Annotated in this window: 14 protein-coding genes; 9 read left to right on the top strand and 5 right to left on the bottom strand. The window is 56.1% G+C overall.

Annotated elements, in window-relative coordinates; translation table 11 throughout:
- Window positions 1–141 precede the first annotated feature (141 nt).
- The 3 genes from pitA (at window position 142) to LRM19_RS18310 (ending at window position 2,589) form a co-directional block, all read left to right on the top strand.
- On the top strand, window positions 142–1,641 hold the full coding sequence (gene pitA, locus LRM19_RS18320) for an inorganic phosphate transporter PitA (protein ID WP_127732547.1): 1,500 nt from the start codon (window positions 142–144) through the stop codon (window positions 1,639–1,641).
- Window positions 1,642–1,814: 173 nt separating this feature from the next.
- Window positions 1,815–2,204 (top strand): polymorphic toxin type 44 domain-containing protein, encoded by a 390-nt coding sequence (locus tag LRM19_RS18315; RefSeq protein ID WP_201268158.1) that lies wholly within the window; start codon window positions 1,815–1,817, stop codon window positions 2,202–2,204.
- On the top strand, window positions 2,182–2,589 hold the full coding sequence (locus LRM19_RS18310) for a hypothetical protein (protein ID WP_127732549.1): 408 nt from the start codon (window positions 2,182–2,184) through the stop codon (window positions 2,587–2,589). The genes LRM19_RS18315 and LRM19_RS18310 overlap by 23 nt, the downstream gene beginning before the upstream one ends.
- A 43-nt stretch (window positions 2,590–2,632) precedes the next feature.
- Here LRM19_RS18310 and uspB read toward each other — a convergent pair whose 3' ends face one another.
- Window positions 2,633–2,968, bottom strand: a complete 336-nt coding sequence (gene uspB, locus LRM19_RS18305) for a universal stress protein UspB (RefSeq protein ID WP_003861224.1) — start codon at window positions 2,966–2,968, stop codon at window positions 2,633–2,635.
- A 283-nt stretch (window positions 2,969–3,251) separates the two neighbouring features.
- Here uspB and uspA point away from each other — a divergent pair, with 283 nt between their 5' ends.
- Window positions 3,252–3,689 carry a universal stress protein UspA gene (gene uspA / locus LRM19_RS18300; protein WP_003861223.1) on the top strand — a complete coding sequence of 146 codons (438 nt, stop codon included), beginning with the start codon at window positions 3,252–3,254 and terminating at the stop codon, window positions 3,687–3,689.
- Window positions 3,690–3,781: 92 nt separating this feature from the next.
- On the opposite strand, the gene rsmJ is transcribed toward uspA, so the two are convergent.
- Together rsmJ and prlC are read right to left on the bottom strand one after the other, a co-directional pair.
- Window positions 3,782–4,534 carry a 16S rRNA (guanine(1516)-N(2))-methyltransferase RsmJ gene (gene rsmJ / locus LRM19_RS18295; protein WP_017384177.1) on the bottom strand — a complete coding sequence of 251 codons (753 nt, stop codon included), beginning with the start codon at window positions 4,532–4,534 and terminating at the stop codon, window positions 3,782–3,784.
- Window positions 4,535–4,541: 7 nt separating this feature from the next.
- Window positions 4,542–6,584, bottom strand: coding sequence for an oligopeptidase A (gene prlC / locus LRM19_RS18290; protein WP_115876810.1), 2,043 nt, complete (start codon window positions 6,582–6,584; stop codon window positions 4,542–4,544).
- Window positions 6,585–6,791: 207 nt separating this feature from the next.
- Between prlC and LRM19_RS18285 the strand changes: the two genes are divergently transcribed.
- The 3 genes from LRM19_RS18285 (at window position 6,792) to LRM19_RS18275 (ending at window position 10,890) form a co-directional block, all read left to right on the top strand.
- Window positions 6,792–7,634, top strand: a complete 843-nt coding sequence (locus tag LRM19_RS18285; RefSeq protein ID WP_271369589.1) for a 23S rRNA (adenine(2030)-N(6))-methyltransferase RlmJ — start codon at window positions 6,792–6,794, stop codon at window positions 7,632–7,634.
- Between the two features lie 71 nt (window positions 7,635–7,705).
- Window positions 7,706–9,058: a glutathione-disulfide reductase gene (gorA, locus tag LRM19_RS18280; protein WP_133295294.1), complete on the top strand. Its 1,353-nt coding sequence runs from the start codon at window positions 7,706–7,708 to the stop codon at window positions 9,056–9,058.
- A 182-nt stretch (window positions 9,059–9,240) separates the two neighbouring features.
- Complete coding sequence (locus LRM19_RS18275) at window positions 9,241–10,890, top strand: alpha,alpha-trehalase (protein ID WP_111963711.1); 1,650 nt, start codon at window positions 9,241–9,243, stop codon at window positions 10,888–10,890.
- A gap of 61 nt (window positions 10,891–10,951) precedes the next feature.
- On the opposite strand, the gene LRM19_RS18270 is transcribed toward LRM19_RS18275, so the two are convergent.
- Window positions 10,952–12,541 (bottom strand): STY4199 family HEPN domain-containing protein, encoded by a 1,590-nt coding sequence (locus LRM19_RS18270; RefSeq protein WP_111963710.1) that lies wholly within the window; start codon window positions 12,539–12,541, stop codon window positions 10,952–10,954.
- A 148-nt stretch (window positions 12,542–12,689) separates the two neighbouring features.
- Here LRM19_RS18270 and LRM19_RS18265 point away from each other — a divergent pair, with 148 nt between their 5' ends.
- Window positions 12,690–13,229 carry a GNAT family N-acetyltransferase gene (locus tag LRM19_RS18265; RefSeq protein WP_133295297.1) on the top strand — a complete coding sequence of 180 codons (540 nt, stop codon included), beginning with the start codon at window positions 12,690–12,692 and terminating at the stop codon, window positions 13,227–13,229.
- A 265-nt stretch (window positions 13,230–13,494) separates the two neighbouring features.
- Here the strand turns inward: LRM19_RS18265 and LRM19_RS18260 are convergent, their stop codons facing one another.
- Window positions 13,495–14,253, bottom strand: coding sequence for an SDR family NAD(P)-dependent oxidoreductase (locus LRM19_RS18260; protein WP_271369618.1), 759 nt, complete (start codon window positions 14,251–14,253; stop codon window positions 13,495–13,497).
- 119 nt (window positions 14,254–14,372) lie between these two features.
- On the opposite strand from LRM19_RS18260, the gene LRM19_RS18255 reads away from it, so the two are divergent.
- Entirely contained in the window at window positions 14,373–15,272 is a 900-nt protein-coding gene (locus tag LRM19_RS18255) for a LysR family transcriptional regulator (protein ID WP_271369588.1), read from the top strand.
- Window positions 15,273–15,312 lie beyond the last annotated feature (40 nt).

Raw genomic sequence — 15,312 nt, 5'->3', positions numbered from 1 at the left:
TTGAAATTTAAAGAATATCCTTTCTGGCCCTTTTCTCAAATCAGGTGGTATGTCAAAAAAAGTCTATATTTCACTTTGCCCGCCGCGCATTTGTCCTGGATAATGCGCCGCGTTCATGTCCTCAAAATGGCGTAACGTCCTATGCTACATTTGTTTGCCGGCCTGGATTTACATACCGGGCTTTTATTATTGCTTGCTCTGGTTTTTGTACTGTTTTACGAAGCGATCAACGGCTTCCACGACACTGCAAACGCAGTAGCGACGGTTATCTACACTCGCGCAATGCGATCGCAGCTTGCGGTTGTTATGGCGGCAGTATTTAACTTTTTTGGTGTCCTCCTGGGCGGGCTGAGCGTTGCGTATGCGATTGTGCATATGCTGCCAACGGATCTGCTGCTTAACGTTAGTTCTGGCCATGGCCTCGCTATGGTGTTCTCAATGCTGCTTGCTGCAATTATCTGGAACCTCGGTACCTGGTACTTCGGCCTGCCTGCATCCAGTTCTCACACCCTCATCGGCGCGATTATCGGTATCGGGTTAACCAACGCCCTCATGACCGGTACCTCTGTTGTTGATGCATTAAATATCCCGAAAGTACTGGGGATCTTCGCCTCACTCATCGTCTCCCCTATCGTGGGTCTGGTGGTGGCGGGCGGGCTGATCTTCATCCTGCGTCGTTACTGGAGCAATACCAAAAAACGCTCCCGTATTCACCTGACGCCAGCAGAGCGTGAAAAGAAAGACGGCAAGAAAAAGCCGCCATTCTGGACGCGTATTGCTCTGATCATTTCCGCTATCGGCGTGGCCTTCTCACACGGCGCGAACGATGGTCAGAAAGGCATTGGTCTGGTGATGCTGGTACTGATTGGCGTTGCACCGGCAGGATTCGTGGTCAACATGAATGCCTCCGGCTACGAAATCACACGAACCCGTGATGCGGTAAACAACGTTGAAACCTATTTCCAGCAGCACCCTGAGCTGCTGAAAAAAGCGACCGGCGTTGACCAGCTGATCCCTTCTCCGGAAGCCGGTGCCACGACTGCACCTGGCGAGTTCCACTGCCATCCGGCAAACGCGATTAACGCGCTGGAACGTGCCAAAGGGATGCTGGGCAATATCGAAAGTTATGACAAACTGACCGTTGAGCAGCGTGGTCAGCTGCGTCGCATTATGCTGTGCATCTCTGATGTGACGGATAAAGTGGCGAAGCTGCCTGACGTGAATGTTGACGACCAGCGTCTGCTGAAGAAACTGAAAGGCGATATGCTCAACACCATTGAGTACGCGCCAATCTGGATCATCATGGCCGTCGCGCTGGCGCTCGGTATCGGTACGATGATTGGCTGGCGTCGTGTGGCGACCACCATCGGCGAGAAGATCGGTAAGAAAGGCATGACCTATGCGCAGGGCATGTCCGCGCAGATGACGGCGGCAGTGTCTATCGGTCTGGCGAGTTACACCGGTATGCCGGTATCCACAACCCACGTACTCTCCTCGTCCGTAGCAGGTACCATGATTGTTGACGGTGGCGGCCTGCAGCGCAAAACCGTGACCAACATTCTGATGGCCTGGGTGTTCACCCTTCCGGCCTCAATCCTGCTGTCTGGCGGGCTGTACTGGATTTCGCTGAAGCTGATTTAATCGGTTGAAGGCGACAAAAAAGCGGGTCAGGAAACTGACCCGCTTTTTTATGGCTGTTATTTGCAATCGAACATTTTATAACATTAGGATTTCCTGAACATTTTTTGCTCAAAAGAATTGCGAAGATAACACTATGATGACGGTCAGAAGAAAAACCAGACAAAGGAGAATGTATGGCTTCTGTCCCTATCTCAGGACCGGGTTCAATCGTTATAGCGAACAATATGCGTGAGGCACGCCTTAACGGAATGTCACGCAATATGGCCACTCCCTCAACGTATTACTGGTTCTACCAAAAAGTCCGAAATGGTGGTCCCTGGGATTACAAAAAGTTCGACCCTTATTTTGCTGCATTTGGTAATTTCAACTTCGGAGCCGCCGGAACTGCAGCAGGCATTCCTGCAAACATCCTTCTTATGGGAGCAGGTTGGGCGCAAAGCCGTGCTGGCACATCAAAACCTGAATGGGGAAAATGGTACGAAAAGCCGCCTTACGGGGACGATCCAACGGACCAACGCAATATCAGAGAAGGAATAGAGTATGCCATTCAAAACGGCTACTAAATGGATTCATCGCCTTGTTACGGTTTCGCTTCTGGCTCTGGTCATTGGATTTGTGTGGCTAAACCACCAGCCCAATCAGCGAAATAACGATGCACTTCAACACGCTTATAAATTATCTGACAGCGTCTGGCTCTATATGACCGTGAACAATCAGGGTGGTGCCACCGTACCCACCATCTACCGTTACTATCTCTCGGAAAAGATAACAGGGAAAGACACCGACATTATCCATCAGTTGGCTAAGAAGCATCCTGTCATTGAAGGTACGGGTACAATTACTGCGGCCAGTATCGATACAAACGGAGACGTTAACATCGCCTATAGCGGGAAGGTTACTTCGATTGAGACCAATATCTCCGATCTTCGGTTCTCAGTTAAGCCCTGAATCAGAGGAAAGAAGGCGGGGCTGACCCCGCCTGCTGTGGTGATCAGTGCCAAATCATCAATGCAATCATGCTGACGACGACCAGCCCGCACAGGGCACTGGTCAAAATGAACTGACGACGCAGGCGCTCGCAGCGACGGATAAATTCTTCATCGTGATGATCGCGGTAGCGCTGGTAGTAGATGTATCCCACCAGACGCATCTGTTTGCTGGGCTGTCCATGCGAGGTGAAGAACCCTCCACCGTCCACATACTGATAAAGCAACGGATCGCAACCACGAAGTACCACTAACAGCGCACGTAACGATGAGAAGTAGCGCGCCATATTCACTATGCAAACTACGCATAACGCCCAAAACAATGCGACGGTGCTAATCATACATCCTCCCCGGCGTCCGCCCACGAAGCAAGGCTTCTGAGCTACCGCACCCCAATGCCCTGACAGACAGTTCAGTGAAAGAATGACCAAAAGTCGATCCGGTTCGCGTTTTAATATCCGAACGGCTCATTTAATAGTGTAGGAGATCCGTTAATTTTTTTGCCACAAGGTTAATCGTTATCAACACCAAAGCTTGAAAAATATGTTTAACTGGGCCGTAATGAAAGCATCAGACGACGGCTTTCCTATTTAGTCATCGATAACTTAAGGAAGGAGTAACACTATGGCTTACAAACACATTCTCATCGCGGTAGACCTCTCCCCGGAGAGCAAAGTGCTGGTTGATAAAGCGGTATCCATGGCACGTCCCTACAACGCGAAAGTTTCGCTGATTCACGTTGACGTGAATTACTCCGACCTCTACACCGGTCTGATCGACGTCAATCTGGGCGATATGCAGAAGCGTATCTCCGAAGAGACGCACCACGCCCTGAGCGAACTCTCCACCAACGCGGGTTATCCGATTACCGAAACCCTGAGCGGCAGTGGTGACCTGGGCCAGGTATTGGTTGATGCGATCAAGAAATATGACATGGACCTGGTGGTGTGCGGTCACCATCAGGACTTCTGGAGCAAGCTGATGTCTTCCGCGCGCCAGCTGATCAATACCGTCCACGTGGATATGCTGATTGTTCCACTGCGTGACGAAGAAGACGAGTAAGTGCAAAAAAGCCCGGTGGCGCTAACGCTTACCGGGCCTACAGGCGGCACTAAATGTAGGCCGGGTAAGGCGAAGCCGCCACCCGGCTTTTTTTATTCCGGTGTCCCCGAATAAATATCAAACCGGTGCCCTTTGGTGGTCACCGCGTTAGTGGTCGCCACGTCCGCCAGCGGCGGTGCATAGTCAGGACGCTTCACCACTACCCGCTTCGTCGCCAGCTGACGAGCCGGCTCCAGCAGGCCATCCGCATCCAGATCAGGCCCTACCAGAGACTGAAACACCCGCATCTCTTTCTTCACCAGCGCGCTTTTCTGCTTGTGCGGGAACATCGGGTCGAGATAGACGACCTGCGGGCGCGGGGTGATATCCGTCAGCGCCGTCAGGCTGGAGGCGTGAATCAGCTGCAATCGTTCCTGCAACCACGGGCCGATTTCCGGGTCCGCATAGCCTCGCGTCAGCCCGTCGTCGAGCAGCGCAGCGACCACCGGATTACGCTCCAGCATCCGCACGCGACAGCCGACAGACGCCAGCACAAACGCATCGCGCCCCAGCCCCGCCGTGGCATCGACCACGTCCGGGAGGTAGCTCCCTTTGATGCCAACCGCTTTGGCAACCGCTTCACCACGACCGCCACCGAACTTGCGCCGGTGCGCCATCGCGCCGCCGACAAAATCGACGAAAATCCCGCCGAGCTTCGGTTCATCGCGCTTACGTAATTCGAGGTGTTCTGGTGTCATCACCAGCGCCATCAGGTTATCTTCATCATGTTCCAGCCCCCAGCGGGCGGCCAGAACAGATAAGGCGCCGTCTCCGGCGCCCGTTTCATCTACTAAGCAGATCTTCACGTAACAATCAGCCTTTGATCCCGTAATGCTCAAGCATCGCATCCAGCTGCGGCTCGCGGCCGCGGAAGCGTTTGAACAGCACCATTGGCTCTTCGGAACCGCCGCGGGTCAGGATATTGTCGAGGAACGACTGGCCGGTTTCGCGGTTGAAGATCCCCTCTTCTTCGAAACGAGAGAAGGCATCCGCCGCCAGCACGTCGGCCCACAGGTAGCTGTAGTAACCCGCCGCGTAGCCGCCAGCGAAGATGTGGCTGAACGCGTGCGGGAAGCGGCCCCAGGTTGGCCCAGGGATCACGGCGACCTGCTTTTTAATCTCGGCCAGGGTCTCAAGAATCTTCGCACCCTGCTCCGGGCTGAACTCGGCGTGCAGGCGGAAGTCGAACAGTCCGAACTCCAGCTGGCGCAGGATAAACATCGCCGCCTGGTAGTTTTTCGCCGCCAGCATTTTGTCCAGCAGCTCTTTCGGCAGCGGTTCGCCGGTCTGGTAGTGGCCGGAGATAAACGCCAGCGCGTCCGGCTCCCAGCACCAGTTTTCCATAAACTGGCTCGGCAGCTCGACCGCATCCCACGGCACACCGCTGATGCCTGCCACGCCTGCGGTTTCGATGCGGGTCAACATATGGTGCAGGCCGTGACCGAACTCGTGGAACAGGGTGATCACTTCATCGTGGGTAAAGAGCGCAGGTTTGCCGTTCACCGGACGGTTGAAGTTACAGGTCAGGTAGGCGACCGGCTTCTGCAGAGAACCGTCTGCTTTACGCATCTGGCCCACGCAGTCGTCCATCCACGCCCCGCCGCGCTTGTTCTCACGCGCGTAAAGATCGAGGTAGAAGCTGCCGCGCAGTTCGTTTTTATCGTCATACAGTTCGAAGAAGCGCACGTCCGGATGCCAGACGTCGATATCGGTACGCTCTTTGGCGGTGATGCCATAGATGCGCTTCACCACTTCAAACAGGCCGTTCACGGCTTTGTTTTCCGGGAAGTACGGGCGCAGCTGCTCGTCGCTGATGCTGTAGAGGTGCTGCTTTTGTTTTTCGCTGTAGTAAGCAATGTCCCACGGCTGCAGCTCGTCCACGCCGAACTCCGCTTTCGCGAAGGCGCGCAGCTGGGCCAGCTCTTTTTCACCCTGCGGACGGGCGCGTTTCGCCAGATCGGTCAGGAAGTCGAGCACCTGCTGCGGGTTCTCCGCCATTTTGGTGGCGAGGGATTTATCGGCGTAGTTTTCGAAGCCCAGCAGCTGGGCCAGCTCGTGGCGCAGGGCGAGGATTTCCGCCATGACCGGGCTGTTGTCCCACTTACCGGCATTCGGCCCCTGATCGGAGGCGCGGGTGCTGTAGGCGCGGTACATCTCTTCGCGCAGGGCCTGGTTGTCGCAGTAGGTCATTACCGGCAGATAGCTCGGGATATCCAGGGTTAACAGGAAACCGTCCTGCTCTTTCGCCTCGGCCTGCGCTTTTGCCGCCGCCAGGGCGCTTTCCGGCATGCCTGTCAGCTCCGTTTCGTCGGTAATCAGCTTCGTCCAGCCCATGGTGGCGTCGAGCACGTTGTTGCTGTACTGGTTGCCCAGCTCGGACAGGCGCGCGGCGATTTCACCGTAGCGGGTCTGCTTCTCTTTTGGCAGGCCAATCCCGGACAGCTCAAAATCACGCAGGGCGTTATCGACCGATTTTTTCTGGGCGGTGTTCAGCTCGGCGTAGTGATCGCCGTCGCGCAGGTCGCGGTAGGCTTTGTAGAGCCCTTCGTGCTGGCCGACCCAGGTGCTGTATTCAGAGAGCAGCGGCAGGGTCTGTTCGTAGGCTTCGCGCAGTTCCGGGCTGTTTTTTACCGAGTTCAGGTGGCTTACCGGGGAGAAGATACGCCCCAGCACGTCGTCCACTTCGGCCAGCGGCTGACACAGATTTTCCCAGGTGTACGGCCCGCCCTGCGCGACCACGCTTTCTACCGCCGCGCGGCAGTTGTCCAGCGATTGCGTAACCGCTGGAACCACATGCTCGGGGAGGATTTTAGAAAACGGTGGCAACGAAAAAGGCGTCAGTAATGGATTGGTCATAAACGCTGTCCTGTTGAAATAGGTGAATGAAGCGCGCATCCGGCGCTGTGCATATGGGATCTAGAATGGGGTTAAGTGTAGAGGATTTCAATGCCGGACGTTGTCGAAAAGAGCCCGGTGGTGCTGCGCTTACCGGGCCTACGGGTAATCTTTGCCGTTCTGCTGTAAACTGTGGCAAATCGTCAATTCAGCGGAATATCATTACCCATGCTCAGTTATCGCCACAGCTTCCACGCAGGCAACCACGCCGACGTCCTTAAACACACCGTTCAGAGCTTGATCATCGAATCGCTCAAAGAGAAAGAGAAGCCGTTTCTCTATCTGGACACCCACGCGGGCGCGGGCCGTTATCAGCTGAGCGGCGAGCATGCCGAGCGTACCGGTGAATATCTGGAAGGGATTGCCCGCATCTGGCAGCAGGACGACCTGCCTGCCGAGCTGGAGCCGTACATCGGCGTGGTGAACCACTTCAACCGCAACGGCCAGCTGCGTTATTACCCGGGCTCGCCGCTGATTGCCCGCCAGCTGCTGCGCGAGCAGGACAGCCTCCAGTTGACCGAGCTGCACCCGAGCGACTTCCCGCTGCTGCGTTCAGAATTCCAGAAAGACAGCCGCGCCCGCGTCGAAAAAGCCGACGGCTACCAGCAGCTTAAGGCCAAACTGCCGCCGGTTTCCCGTCGCGGCCTGGTGCTCATCGACCCGCCGTACGAAATCAAAACCGACTATCAGGCGGTGGTAACCGGTATCCACGAAGGCTACAAGCGCTTCGCCACCGGGACATACGCCCTGTGGTATCCGGTGGTGCTGCGCGCGCAGATCAAACGCATGATCAAAGACCTGGAAGCGACCGGCATCCGCAAGATCCTGCAGATCGAGCTGGCGGTACGTCCGGACAGCGATCAGCGCGGTATGACCGCCTCCGGCATGATTGTAATCAACCCGCCGTGGAAGCTCGAAGCGCAGATGAACAACGTGCTGCCGTGGCTGCATAAAACGCTGGTGCCAGCCGGTACGGGCCATACCTCCGTCAGTTGGATCGTGCCGGAGTAATCGCAGCCATCGGTGGAAACTATTGATTTCAGGTATACAATCGCGGCAATTCACGATTAAGGACAAAAGCTATGACTAAGCATTATGACTACATCGCAATCGGCGGCGGCAGCGGCGGCATCGCCTCCATCAACCGCGCGGCCATGTACGGCCAGAAGTGCGCGCTGATTGAAGCCAAAGCGCTGGGCGGCACCTGCGTGAACGTGGGTTGTGTACCGAAGAAGGTGATGTGGCATGCGGCGCAGATCCGTGAAGCTATCCATATGTATGGCCCGGACTACGGCTTTGACACCACCATCAACCGCTTCGACTGGGACAAGCTGATCGCCAGCCGTACCGCGTACATCGATCGCATTCACACCTCGTACGACAACGTGCTGGGGAAAAATAACGTCGACGTTATCCACGGTTTCGCTCGCTTCGTTGACGCGAAAACGATCGAAGTGAACGGCGAGACGATCACCGCCGATCACATCCTGATCGCCACCGGCGGTCGTCCGAGCCATCCGAACATCCCGGGCGTGGAATACGGCATCGACTCCGACGGTTTCTTCGAGCTGCCAGCCCTGCCTGAGCGCGTTGCCGTGGTAGGCGCGGGATACATCGCGGTTGAACTGGCCGGAGTGATTAACGGCCTGGGCGCAGAAGCGCACCTGTTCGTACGTAAACACGCGCCGCTGCGCAGTTTTGACCCGCTGATTGTCGATACGCTGGTTGAAGTGATGAACACCGAAGGCCCAACCCTGCACACCAACGCCGTACCAAAAGCGGTGGTGAAAAACGCGGACGGAAGCCTGACGCTTGAGCTGGAAGATGGTCGCAGCCAGACCGTTGATTGCCTGATCTGGGCGATTGGCCGTGAACCGGCGAACGATAACTTCAACCTGGGCGTGACTGGCGTGAAAACCGACGAAAAAGGCTATATCGTCGTCGATAAATTCCAGAACACCAGCGTACCGGGCATTTACGCGGTCGGTGACAATACCGGTGCGGTTGAGCTGACGCCGGTCGCCGTTGCGGCGGGTCGTCGTCTCTCCGAGCGCCTGTTTAACAACAAGCCGGACGAGCATCTGGACTACAGCAACATCCCGACCGTGGTCTTCAGCCATCCGCCAATCGGCACCGTCGGCTTAACCGAGCCGCAGGCGCGCGAGCAGTACGGCGACGACCAGGTGAAAGTGTATAAATCGGCGTTCACCGCAATGTATACCGCCGTCACCTCGCACCGTCAGCCATGCCGAATGAAGCTGGTCTGCGTCGGCCCGGAAGAGAAGATTGTCGGTATCCACGGCATTGGCTTCGGCATGGATGAGATCCTGCAGGGCTTCGCCGTGGCGCTGAAGATGGGCGCAACCAAGAAAGACTTCGATAATACTGTGGCAATCCACCCGACGGCCGCGGAAGAGTTTGTGACCATGCGTTAATCCTGATGCCCCTCCCCGGAGGGGCATTTTTTTTAACATTCATAAATCGTTGCAAAACGAATGCTCCGAAAATAGTGATCTACCGCACATTTCCCTCCCCATCTACCGAAGCGAATGTCTACGCTTATAAGACGCCCGGATAAACCTGTCTTTTGAACATACAACCGGAGGTCCCTATCACCATGTTCAACCAGAAACTACAGGCTACCGAGAACATCGAGTTCGAGATTGCAGAAGAGCTGCGCTACGAGACCGATCCCTGCGAGTTGAAACTGGATGAAATGATTGAGGCGGAGCCGGAACCCGAAATGATCGAGGGGCTACCCGCCTCCGATGCGTTGACGCCCGCAGACCGCTACCTTGAACTGTTCGAACACGTGCAGTCGACGCGGCTGTTTGCGGACAGTAAAACCTTCCCCGACTGCGCGCCGAAGATGGATCCGCTGGATATCCTTATCCGCTACCGCAAGGTCAGACGCCACCGGGATTTCGACCTGCGCCAGTTTGTGGAGAACCACTTCTGGATGCCGGAAACGTACGGCACAGAATATGTCTCCGACCCGGGACTCTCCCTGAAAGAGCACATTGATAACCTGTGGCCGGTGCTGACGCGCGAGCCGCAGGATCATATTCCCTGGTCTTCCCTGCTGGCGCTGCCGCAGGCCTATATCGTCCCCGGCGGGCGCTTCAGCGAGACCTACTACTGGGATTCTTATTTCTCCATGCTGGGGCTGGCGGAGAGCGGCCGTAACGATCTGCTCAAATGTATGGCGGACAACTTCGCCTGGCTGATTGAACGCTACGGGCATATCCCCAACGGCAACCGCACCTATTATCTCAGCCGCTCACAGCCGCCGGTCTTTGCGCTGATGGTGGAGCTGTTTGAGGAGGACGGCGTGCGAGGTGCGAAACGCTATCTTGATCACCTCAAAATGGAGTACGCCTTCTGGATGGACGGTGCGGAGTCGCTGCTGCTTAATCAGGCATACCGCAGCGCCGTGCGCATGCCGGACGGTTCACTGCTCAACCGCTACTGGGATGACCGCGATACCCCGCGCGACGAATCGTGGATTGAGGACGTGGAAACCGCGCGCCACTCGGGCCGTCCGCCAAACGAGGTGTATCGCGACCTGCGCGCGGGTGCGGCGTCCGGCTGGGATTACTCGTCCCGCTGGCTGCGCGATCCGTCGCGGCTCGCCAGCATCCGCACGACGCAGTTCATCCCCATCGATCTGAACGCCTTCCTGTTCAAACTGGAAAGCGCTATTGCCAACATCTCGGCGTCGAAAGGAGATAAAGAGACGGCAGAGGAATTCCGCCAGAAAGCCAACGATCGCCGCGCGGCGGTGAACCGCTATCTGTGGGACGAGGAGAGCGGCTGTTACCGAGATTATGACTGGCGGCGCGAAGAGCTGGCGCTGTTTTCTGCCGCCAGCATCGTGCCGCTGTACGTTGGCATGGCAACTCACGAGCAGGCGGAACGCCTGTCGGATGCGGTCAAGGCGCGTCTGCTGACCCCGGGCGGAATTCTGGCGACCGAGTACGAAACCAGCGAGCAGTGGGATAAACCCAACGGCTGGGCGCCGCTGCAGTGGATGGCGATTCAGGGATTCAAGCAGTACGGCAACGACTCGCTGGGGGATGAGATCGCCTGGAGCTGGCTGCATACGGTGAACCATTTCTACAAGACGCACCACAAGCTGATTGAGAAGTACCACATCGCCAGCAGCACGCCGCGCGAAGGTGGCGGGGGTGAGTATCCGCTGCAGGACGGTTTCGGCTGGACAAACGGCGTGGTGCGGCGGCTGATTGGGTTGTATGGGGAGCCTTGAGCAGGGTGCGGTCTTTTCCCCCTCGCCCCTCCGGGGAGAGGGCTGGGGTGAGGGGAAAATGTTAGCGAATCACCTCATAAATGGCGCTCTGAATAGACTGCCATTTTTTGGTGGTGGCATCCGGCTGTGACTGCGCGCGGCGTGTGGCCATGTCGAGATCGTGCTGCTGGCGTTTCACTACGGCAGGCACGGTGCAGAACGCTTTAAGATACTCTTTACGTACCGAGGTCAGAGACTCGCCGTTCGACATCGCGTGGCTGAGCGTGTTGATGAAGCGGCGACACGGCTTCTCTTCCACCATGTTTTGCCGGTAGCGTAACATCAGCTCCAGCACGTCGTCATGGCCTGCCGACATCGCCTCTTCAGTCCAGGACAGCTTCCAGTCCATACCGCCCTGCAAAAAGAGCTGGGTCACGCGTGTATCGTTGCGGTTAATAGCCGAGCGGAAATTATTCTCGTCCCAGGTCACCCCCATGCGCGTGAGCGTTTCGCGCGAGGAAGGCGTCTCACGCATTTCCTGCGGTGGAGCCGCTTCAGCCGCGCTGACGGCCGCTGGCTGCGGCTTGCTGCTGGTCACCAGCCAGAAGCCCCCTGCCACAATGGCAATCACCATAACGCCAACCGCCCCCCATAGCGCACCGGAAATGAGCTGCTCGCGTTGTTCGGGGGTGCGCGGCGCGCGCTGGGTCGGCTTTTCAATGGTGTCACGGACTTCAAACAGATCCCCACCGGTAACCCGATCCATTTTCTGCGCCTTTTCCCAGAAGGTATGCAATTCACTGGCATCTACCGCCATGAATCCTGCCGGATTAACGCGCGTTCTACCCTCTTCAAACGCGCGTTGAACGGGCCGCGCGATCTGCGCGTAGTAGTTGTCCAGCAGCTGAATTTGCGCCGAGCTTAACGTCTTCTGAACGGTGATGCTGTTGCGGATTTGCCGAATGTCGTCGAGAAAGGTTTGCAGCGTTTTGCGTGGTTCAACCAGCAGCGTCAGCATGGACGGGTCGCTGAAAAGCGAAGCGTAATAGCGGCTGAATTCTTTTTTATCCACCAGCATCTGCGCCAGCTCGCTGAACATCATGCCGCTCAGGACATCGTTGATCTCGCCAAGCTTCAGCCAGCGCCTTACGCGGTCAGCGTTAAACAGGGTCTTAAGATGGTTGTTCAGCTTTACCTGATCGGGCCAGGCCTGCTGGATAAGCCCTTTAAGCATCAGCTCAATTGCGCGTACCTGCTTGTGCGCCTGCTGCTGCTGGAGTTCGCTGCCCGGTGCCAGCTCCGTGCTATAGGTCAACAGCGGCTGCTGAAGACGAAGATGTTCCAGCGCGGTCACAAACCGCATCGCCGCAATAAGCTGGTTTTCACTCACATCCTGTCCGCTTTCATACTGCGGTACGCGCTGCTGCAGCAGGCGCAGCTGGAGCGTAAATTCCGACATCTCGGCATCATTCAGGTTTAGTTTTTTCGCAACGGCTCCCCAGCCGCCCAAAGCTAATCGCGCGCTGTCGAGTTGTTCCAGAAACCAGCGTGGATCTTTGCCCTCAGAAGCATGTACATTCAGAAGGAGTAAAATTTCCACCGACGCAAGGCGAATGACCGCCAGACAGTGTTCAAACTGTTCGCGAATATGGTGTGATGTGCTGAGAGTCATTGTTTTCCTTAAGCGACAACGAAGACATCAGGAATGGGCGCGAGACGCCCTTTATTCTTTTTATTTATACGCGGTTAACCATACCTGACTTTCTGTTGAAATAAAGTGACAACCCTAAAATGATTTAAAATGTTTCAGGAGAATCTGAATGCCGGTTTTAATTACCTCTCGCCTTACCTGTTCGCCCCTGCAGGAACAAGACTGGCCCTTTTTTCTGGCGCTCCAGCAGCACCCGGACGTTATGCGCTTTGTGGCGGAAGACCGCCCTGTCGCGGCGATACGCGAAGCGTTTGATTCGCGCCTGATGCCATGGGCTCCGGGCAGCGCGCACTGGCTTTGCCTCGTCGTACGTGACACCGCCTCACTGACCCCGCTGGGCGTTACCGGGTATATTCATCGGGAGGAGGACTGCGCCGAAGTGGGCTTCCTTTTCGCCCCCGAAGCGCAGGGGAAAGGTTACGGCTTTGAATCCCTGAAGGCGCTTTGCGATTACGCTTTTCTTCAGGGCGGTATACGGCGACTCACCGCCACCGTAACAGCGGGAAACGCTGCTTCAAGACGCCTGCTGGAAAAAGCCCGCTTTCGCCTGGAAGGTGAATTACGTGAGAGCTATTATCTTGCGGGTCGCTGGCAAAATGACTGGCTATTTGGTTTATTACAGCAGGAATACCTGAATAATAATTCCTGACCAACAGCAATTTAGCCGATATTTCCGGACGTCGTTTCCTCTTCAGGGTCGCTATTAAGAGGAAACGAATATCAAACGTCATGCGCTGAAAATATTTTCTGCGGCCATTGCGTTAATAAAAAACATCAGGGTCTTTCCCCAGAAGAAATATCGTGATGAAAATGGGTTATCGGCTATGGCTGACTGCGTTCTTTATCGCTGTCAGTGTGCAGACACATCCATATTAAGGGTTCCTTAAGAGGTTCCTTCCCCTTAAGTCCGGGCATCACAGGAACATACCGCCTGACACTTCAATACGTTGCGCATTCATCCAGCCCAGCTTATCGCTGAGCAGTGCCGCAATGGCACCACCGATATCGTCCGGTAGACCCACCCGTCCCAGCGCCGTCTGCGAGGCCAGCAACTGATTCAGCTCCGCGTTGTCGCGCACGCGTCCGCCGCCAAAGTCTGTTTCTATCGCGCCAGGCGCAATGATATTGACGGAAATGCCGCGCGCGCCCAGCTCTTTCGCCTGATAGCGCGTCAGCACTTCCATCGCCCCCTTCATGGCCGCGTAGGTCCCTGAGCCCGGCTGGGTAAAACGGGCCAGCCCGCTGGAGACGTTGAGGATACGTCCCCCGTCGTTAAGCAGCGGCAGCAGGCGCTGGGTCAGGAAGAAAGGCCCTTTGAAATGAATGTTCAACGCTTCATCAAACTGGGCTTCCGTCGTGTCGGCATAGGGTGCATATAAACCCGTCCCGGCATTGTTCAATAAATAGTCAAATGTTTCGCGCTGCCAGACGGTCCTAAGGGTTTCCTGAAGCTGTCGGGCAAAATGTTCAAATCCCGCGATATCCCCGACGTTGAGCTTTAATGCCGCTGCGTTGACGCCTTTTTGCTGAATTTCATGCACAACATCCAGCGCTTCCTGCTGGCTACGGTTGTATGTCAGGACAATTCCCGTGCCGTCTGCCGCCAGCTTTAACGCAGCGTTTTTGCCCAGACCACGGCTACCACCCGTCACTAATGCGATACGTTCACTCATCATAAACCTCGTTTTGGCTGTTAAGGAGATTGAGAAAGAGCTTATTAGGTGATAGAAAATCAATAAAGATGGGTTAAAACGCTTCACTGTTTCACCAGAAACAACAATGAGCTTCCTCTATGGATAAAATTCACGCAATGCAGTTGTTCGTCCGCGTCGCGGAACTGGAGAGTTTTTCCCGCGCGGCCGAAACATTAACCCTGCCGAAAGGCAGCGTCTCACGGCAGATTCAGGCCCTGGAAAACCGGCTTGGCACCCAGCTATTACACCGCACCACGCGCCGCGTCAGCCTGACGCAGGACGGCATGGTCTATTACGAGCGGGCAAAAGATCTGCTGGCAAACCTTGATGAACTCGACGGTATGTTTCAGCACGATCCCTCCAGCATCAGCGGCCGGCTCCGCGTGGATATGCCCGTCGGCATTGCTCGAAATTTAGTCATCCCCAAACTGCCTGCTTTTCTGCAGCACTATCCGGGCATCGAACTGGAGCTCAGCAGCAGCGATCGTCTGGTGGATGTGATCCGCGAAGGGTTTGATTGCGTGGTACGCGTCGGCACGCTGAAGGATTCAGGGCTGATTGCCCGTCCACTGGGCAAGCTGTCGGTGATTAACTGCGCCAGCCCGGACTATCTGGCGCGTTTTGGCTACCCGGAAACCCTGGACGATTTAGGCTCGCACGCCGTTATTCACTACACCGCTACGCTGGGAACACGCCCACAGGGCTTTGAGTTTTATAACGGCAGTGCAACGCAGTGGATAAAAACGGGCGGGGTCTTGACCGTCAACAGCACGGAAACATACCAGGCTGCCTGTCTCGCCGGACTGGGCATTATTCAGGTGCCGCGGGTTGGGGTGCGCGATTTACTGCGCGCGAAGAAGCTGATTGAGATCCTCCCGCAATACCGGGCCGAACCGATGCCTGTTTCCCTGATTTATCCCCACCGGCGCAACCTCTCCCGCCGGGTCCATCTGTTCATGGAGTGGCTAACCGAACTCACAAAAGCTTACGTGGACTAGCCGCAAGCTATAATTCAAAAACACATCCAGCTCAACGAAA

Source organism: Enterobacter sp. PI-10, assembly GCF_027947695.1.
Taxonomy (GTDB): Bacteria; Pseudomonadota; Gammaproteobacteria; order Enterobacterales; family Enterobacteriaceae; genus Enterobacter; species Enterobacter vonholyi.
The sequence above is the reverse complement of the archived record's forward strand: the minus strand, read 5'-3'. Positions and strand labels throughout refer to the sequence as shown.

Excerpts from the sequence above, each read along its gene's own strand:
- pitA (WP_127732547.1), top strand. The coding sequence starts at position 142 with ATGCTACATTTGTTTGCCGGCCTGGATTTACATACCGGGCTTTTATTA.
- LRM19_RS18315 (WP_201268158.1), top strand. The coding sequence starts at position 1,815 with ATGGCTTCTGTCCCTATCTCAGGACCGGGTTCAATCGTTATAGCGAAC.
- LRM19_RS18310 (WP_127732549.1), top strand. The coding sequence starts at position 2,182 with ATGCCATTCAAAACGGCTACTAAATGGATTCATCGCCTTGTTACGGTT.
- uspB (WP_003861224.1), bottom strand. The coding sequence starts at position 2,968 with ATGATTAGCACCGTCGCATTGTTTTGGGCGTTATGCGTAGTTTGCATA.
- uspA (WP_003861223.1), top strand. The coding sequence starts at position 3,252 with ATGGCTTACAAACACATTCTCATCGCGGTAGACCTCTCCCCGGAGAGC.
- prlC (WP_115876810.1), bottom strand. The coding sequence starts at position 6,584 with ATGACCAATCCATTACTGACGCCTTTTTCGTTGCCACCGTTTTCTAAA.
- LRM19_RS18285 (WP_271369589.1), top strand. The coding sequence starts at position 6,792 with ATGCTCAGTTATCGCCACAGCTTCCACGCAGGCAACCACGCCGACGTC.
- gorA (WP_133295294.1), top strand. The coding sequence starts at position 7,706 with ATGACTAAGCATTATGACTACATCGCAATCGGCGGCGGCAGCGGCGGC.
- LRM19_RS18275 (WP_111963711.1), top strand. The coding sequence starts at position 9,241 with ATGTTCAACCAGAAACTACAGGCTACCGAGAACATCGAGTTCGAGATT.
- LRM19_RS18270 (WP_111963710.1), bottom strand. The coding sequence starts at position 12,541 with ATGACTCTCAGCACATCACACCATATTCGCGAACAGTTTGAACACTGT.
- LRM19_RS18265 (WP_133295297.1), top strand. The coding sequence starts at position 12,690 with ATGCCGGTTTTAATTACCTCTCGCCTTACCTGTTCGCCCCTGCAGGAA.
- LRM19_RS18260 (WP_271369618.1), bottom strand. The coding sequence starts at position 14,253 with ATGAGTGAACGTATCGCATTAGTGACGGGTGGTAGCCGTGGTCTGGGC.
- LRM19_RS18255 (WP_271369588.1), top strand. The coding sequence starts at position 14,373 with ATGGATAAAATTCACGCAATGCAGTTGTTCGTCCGCGTCGCGGAACTG.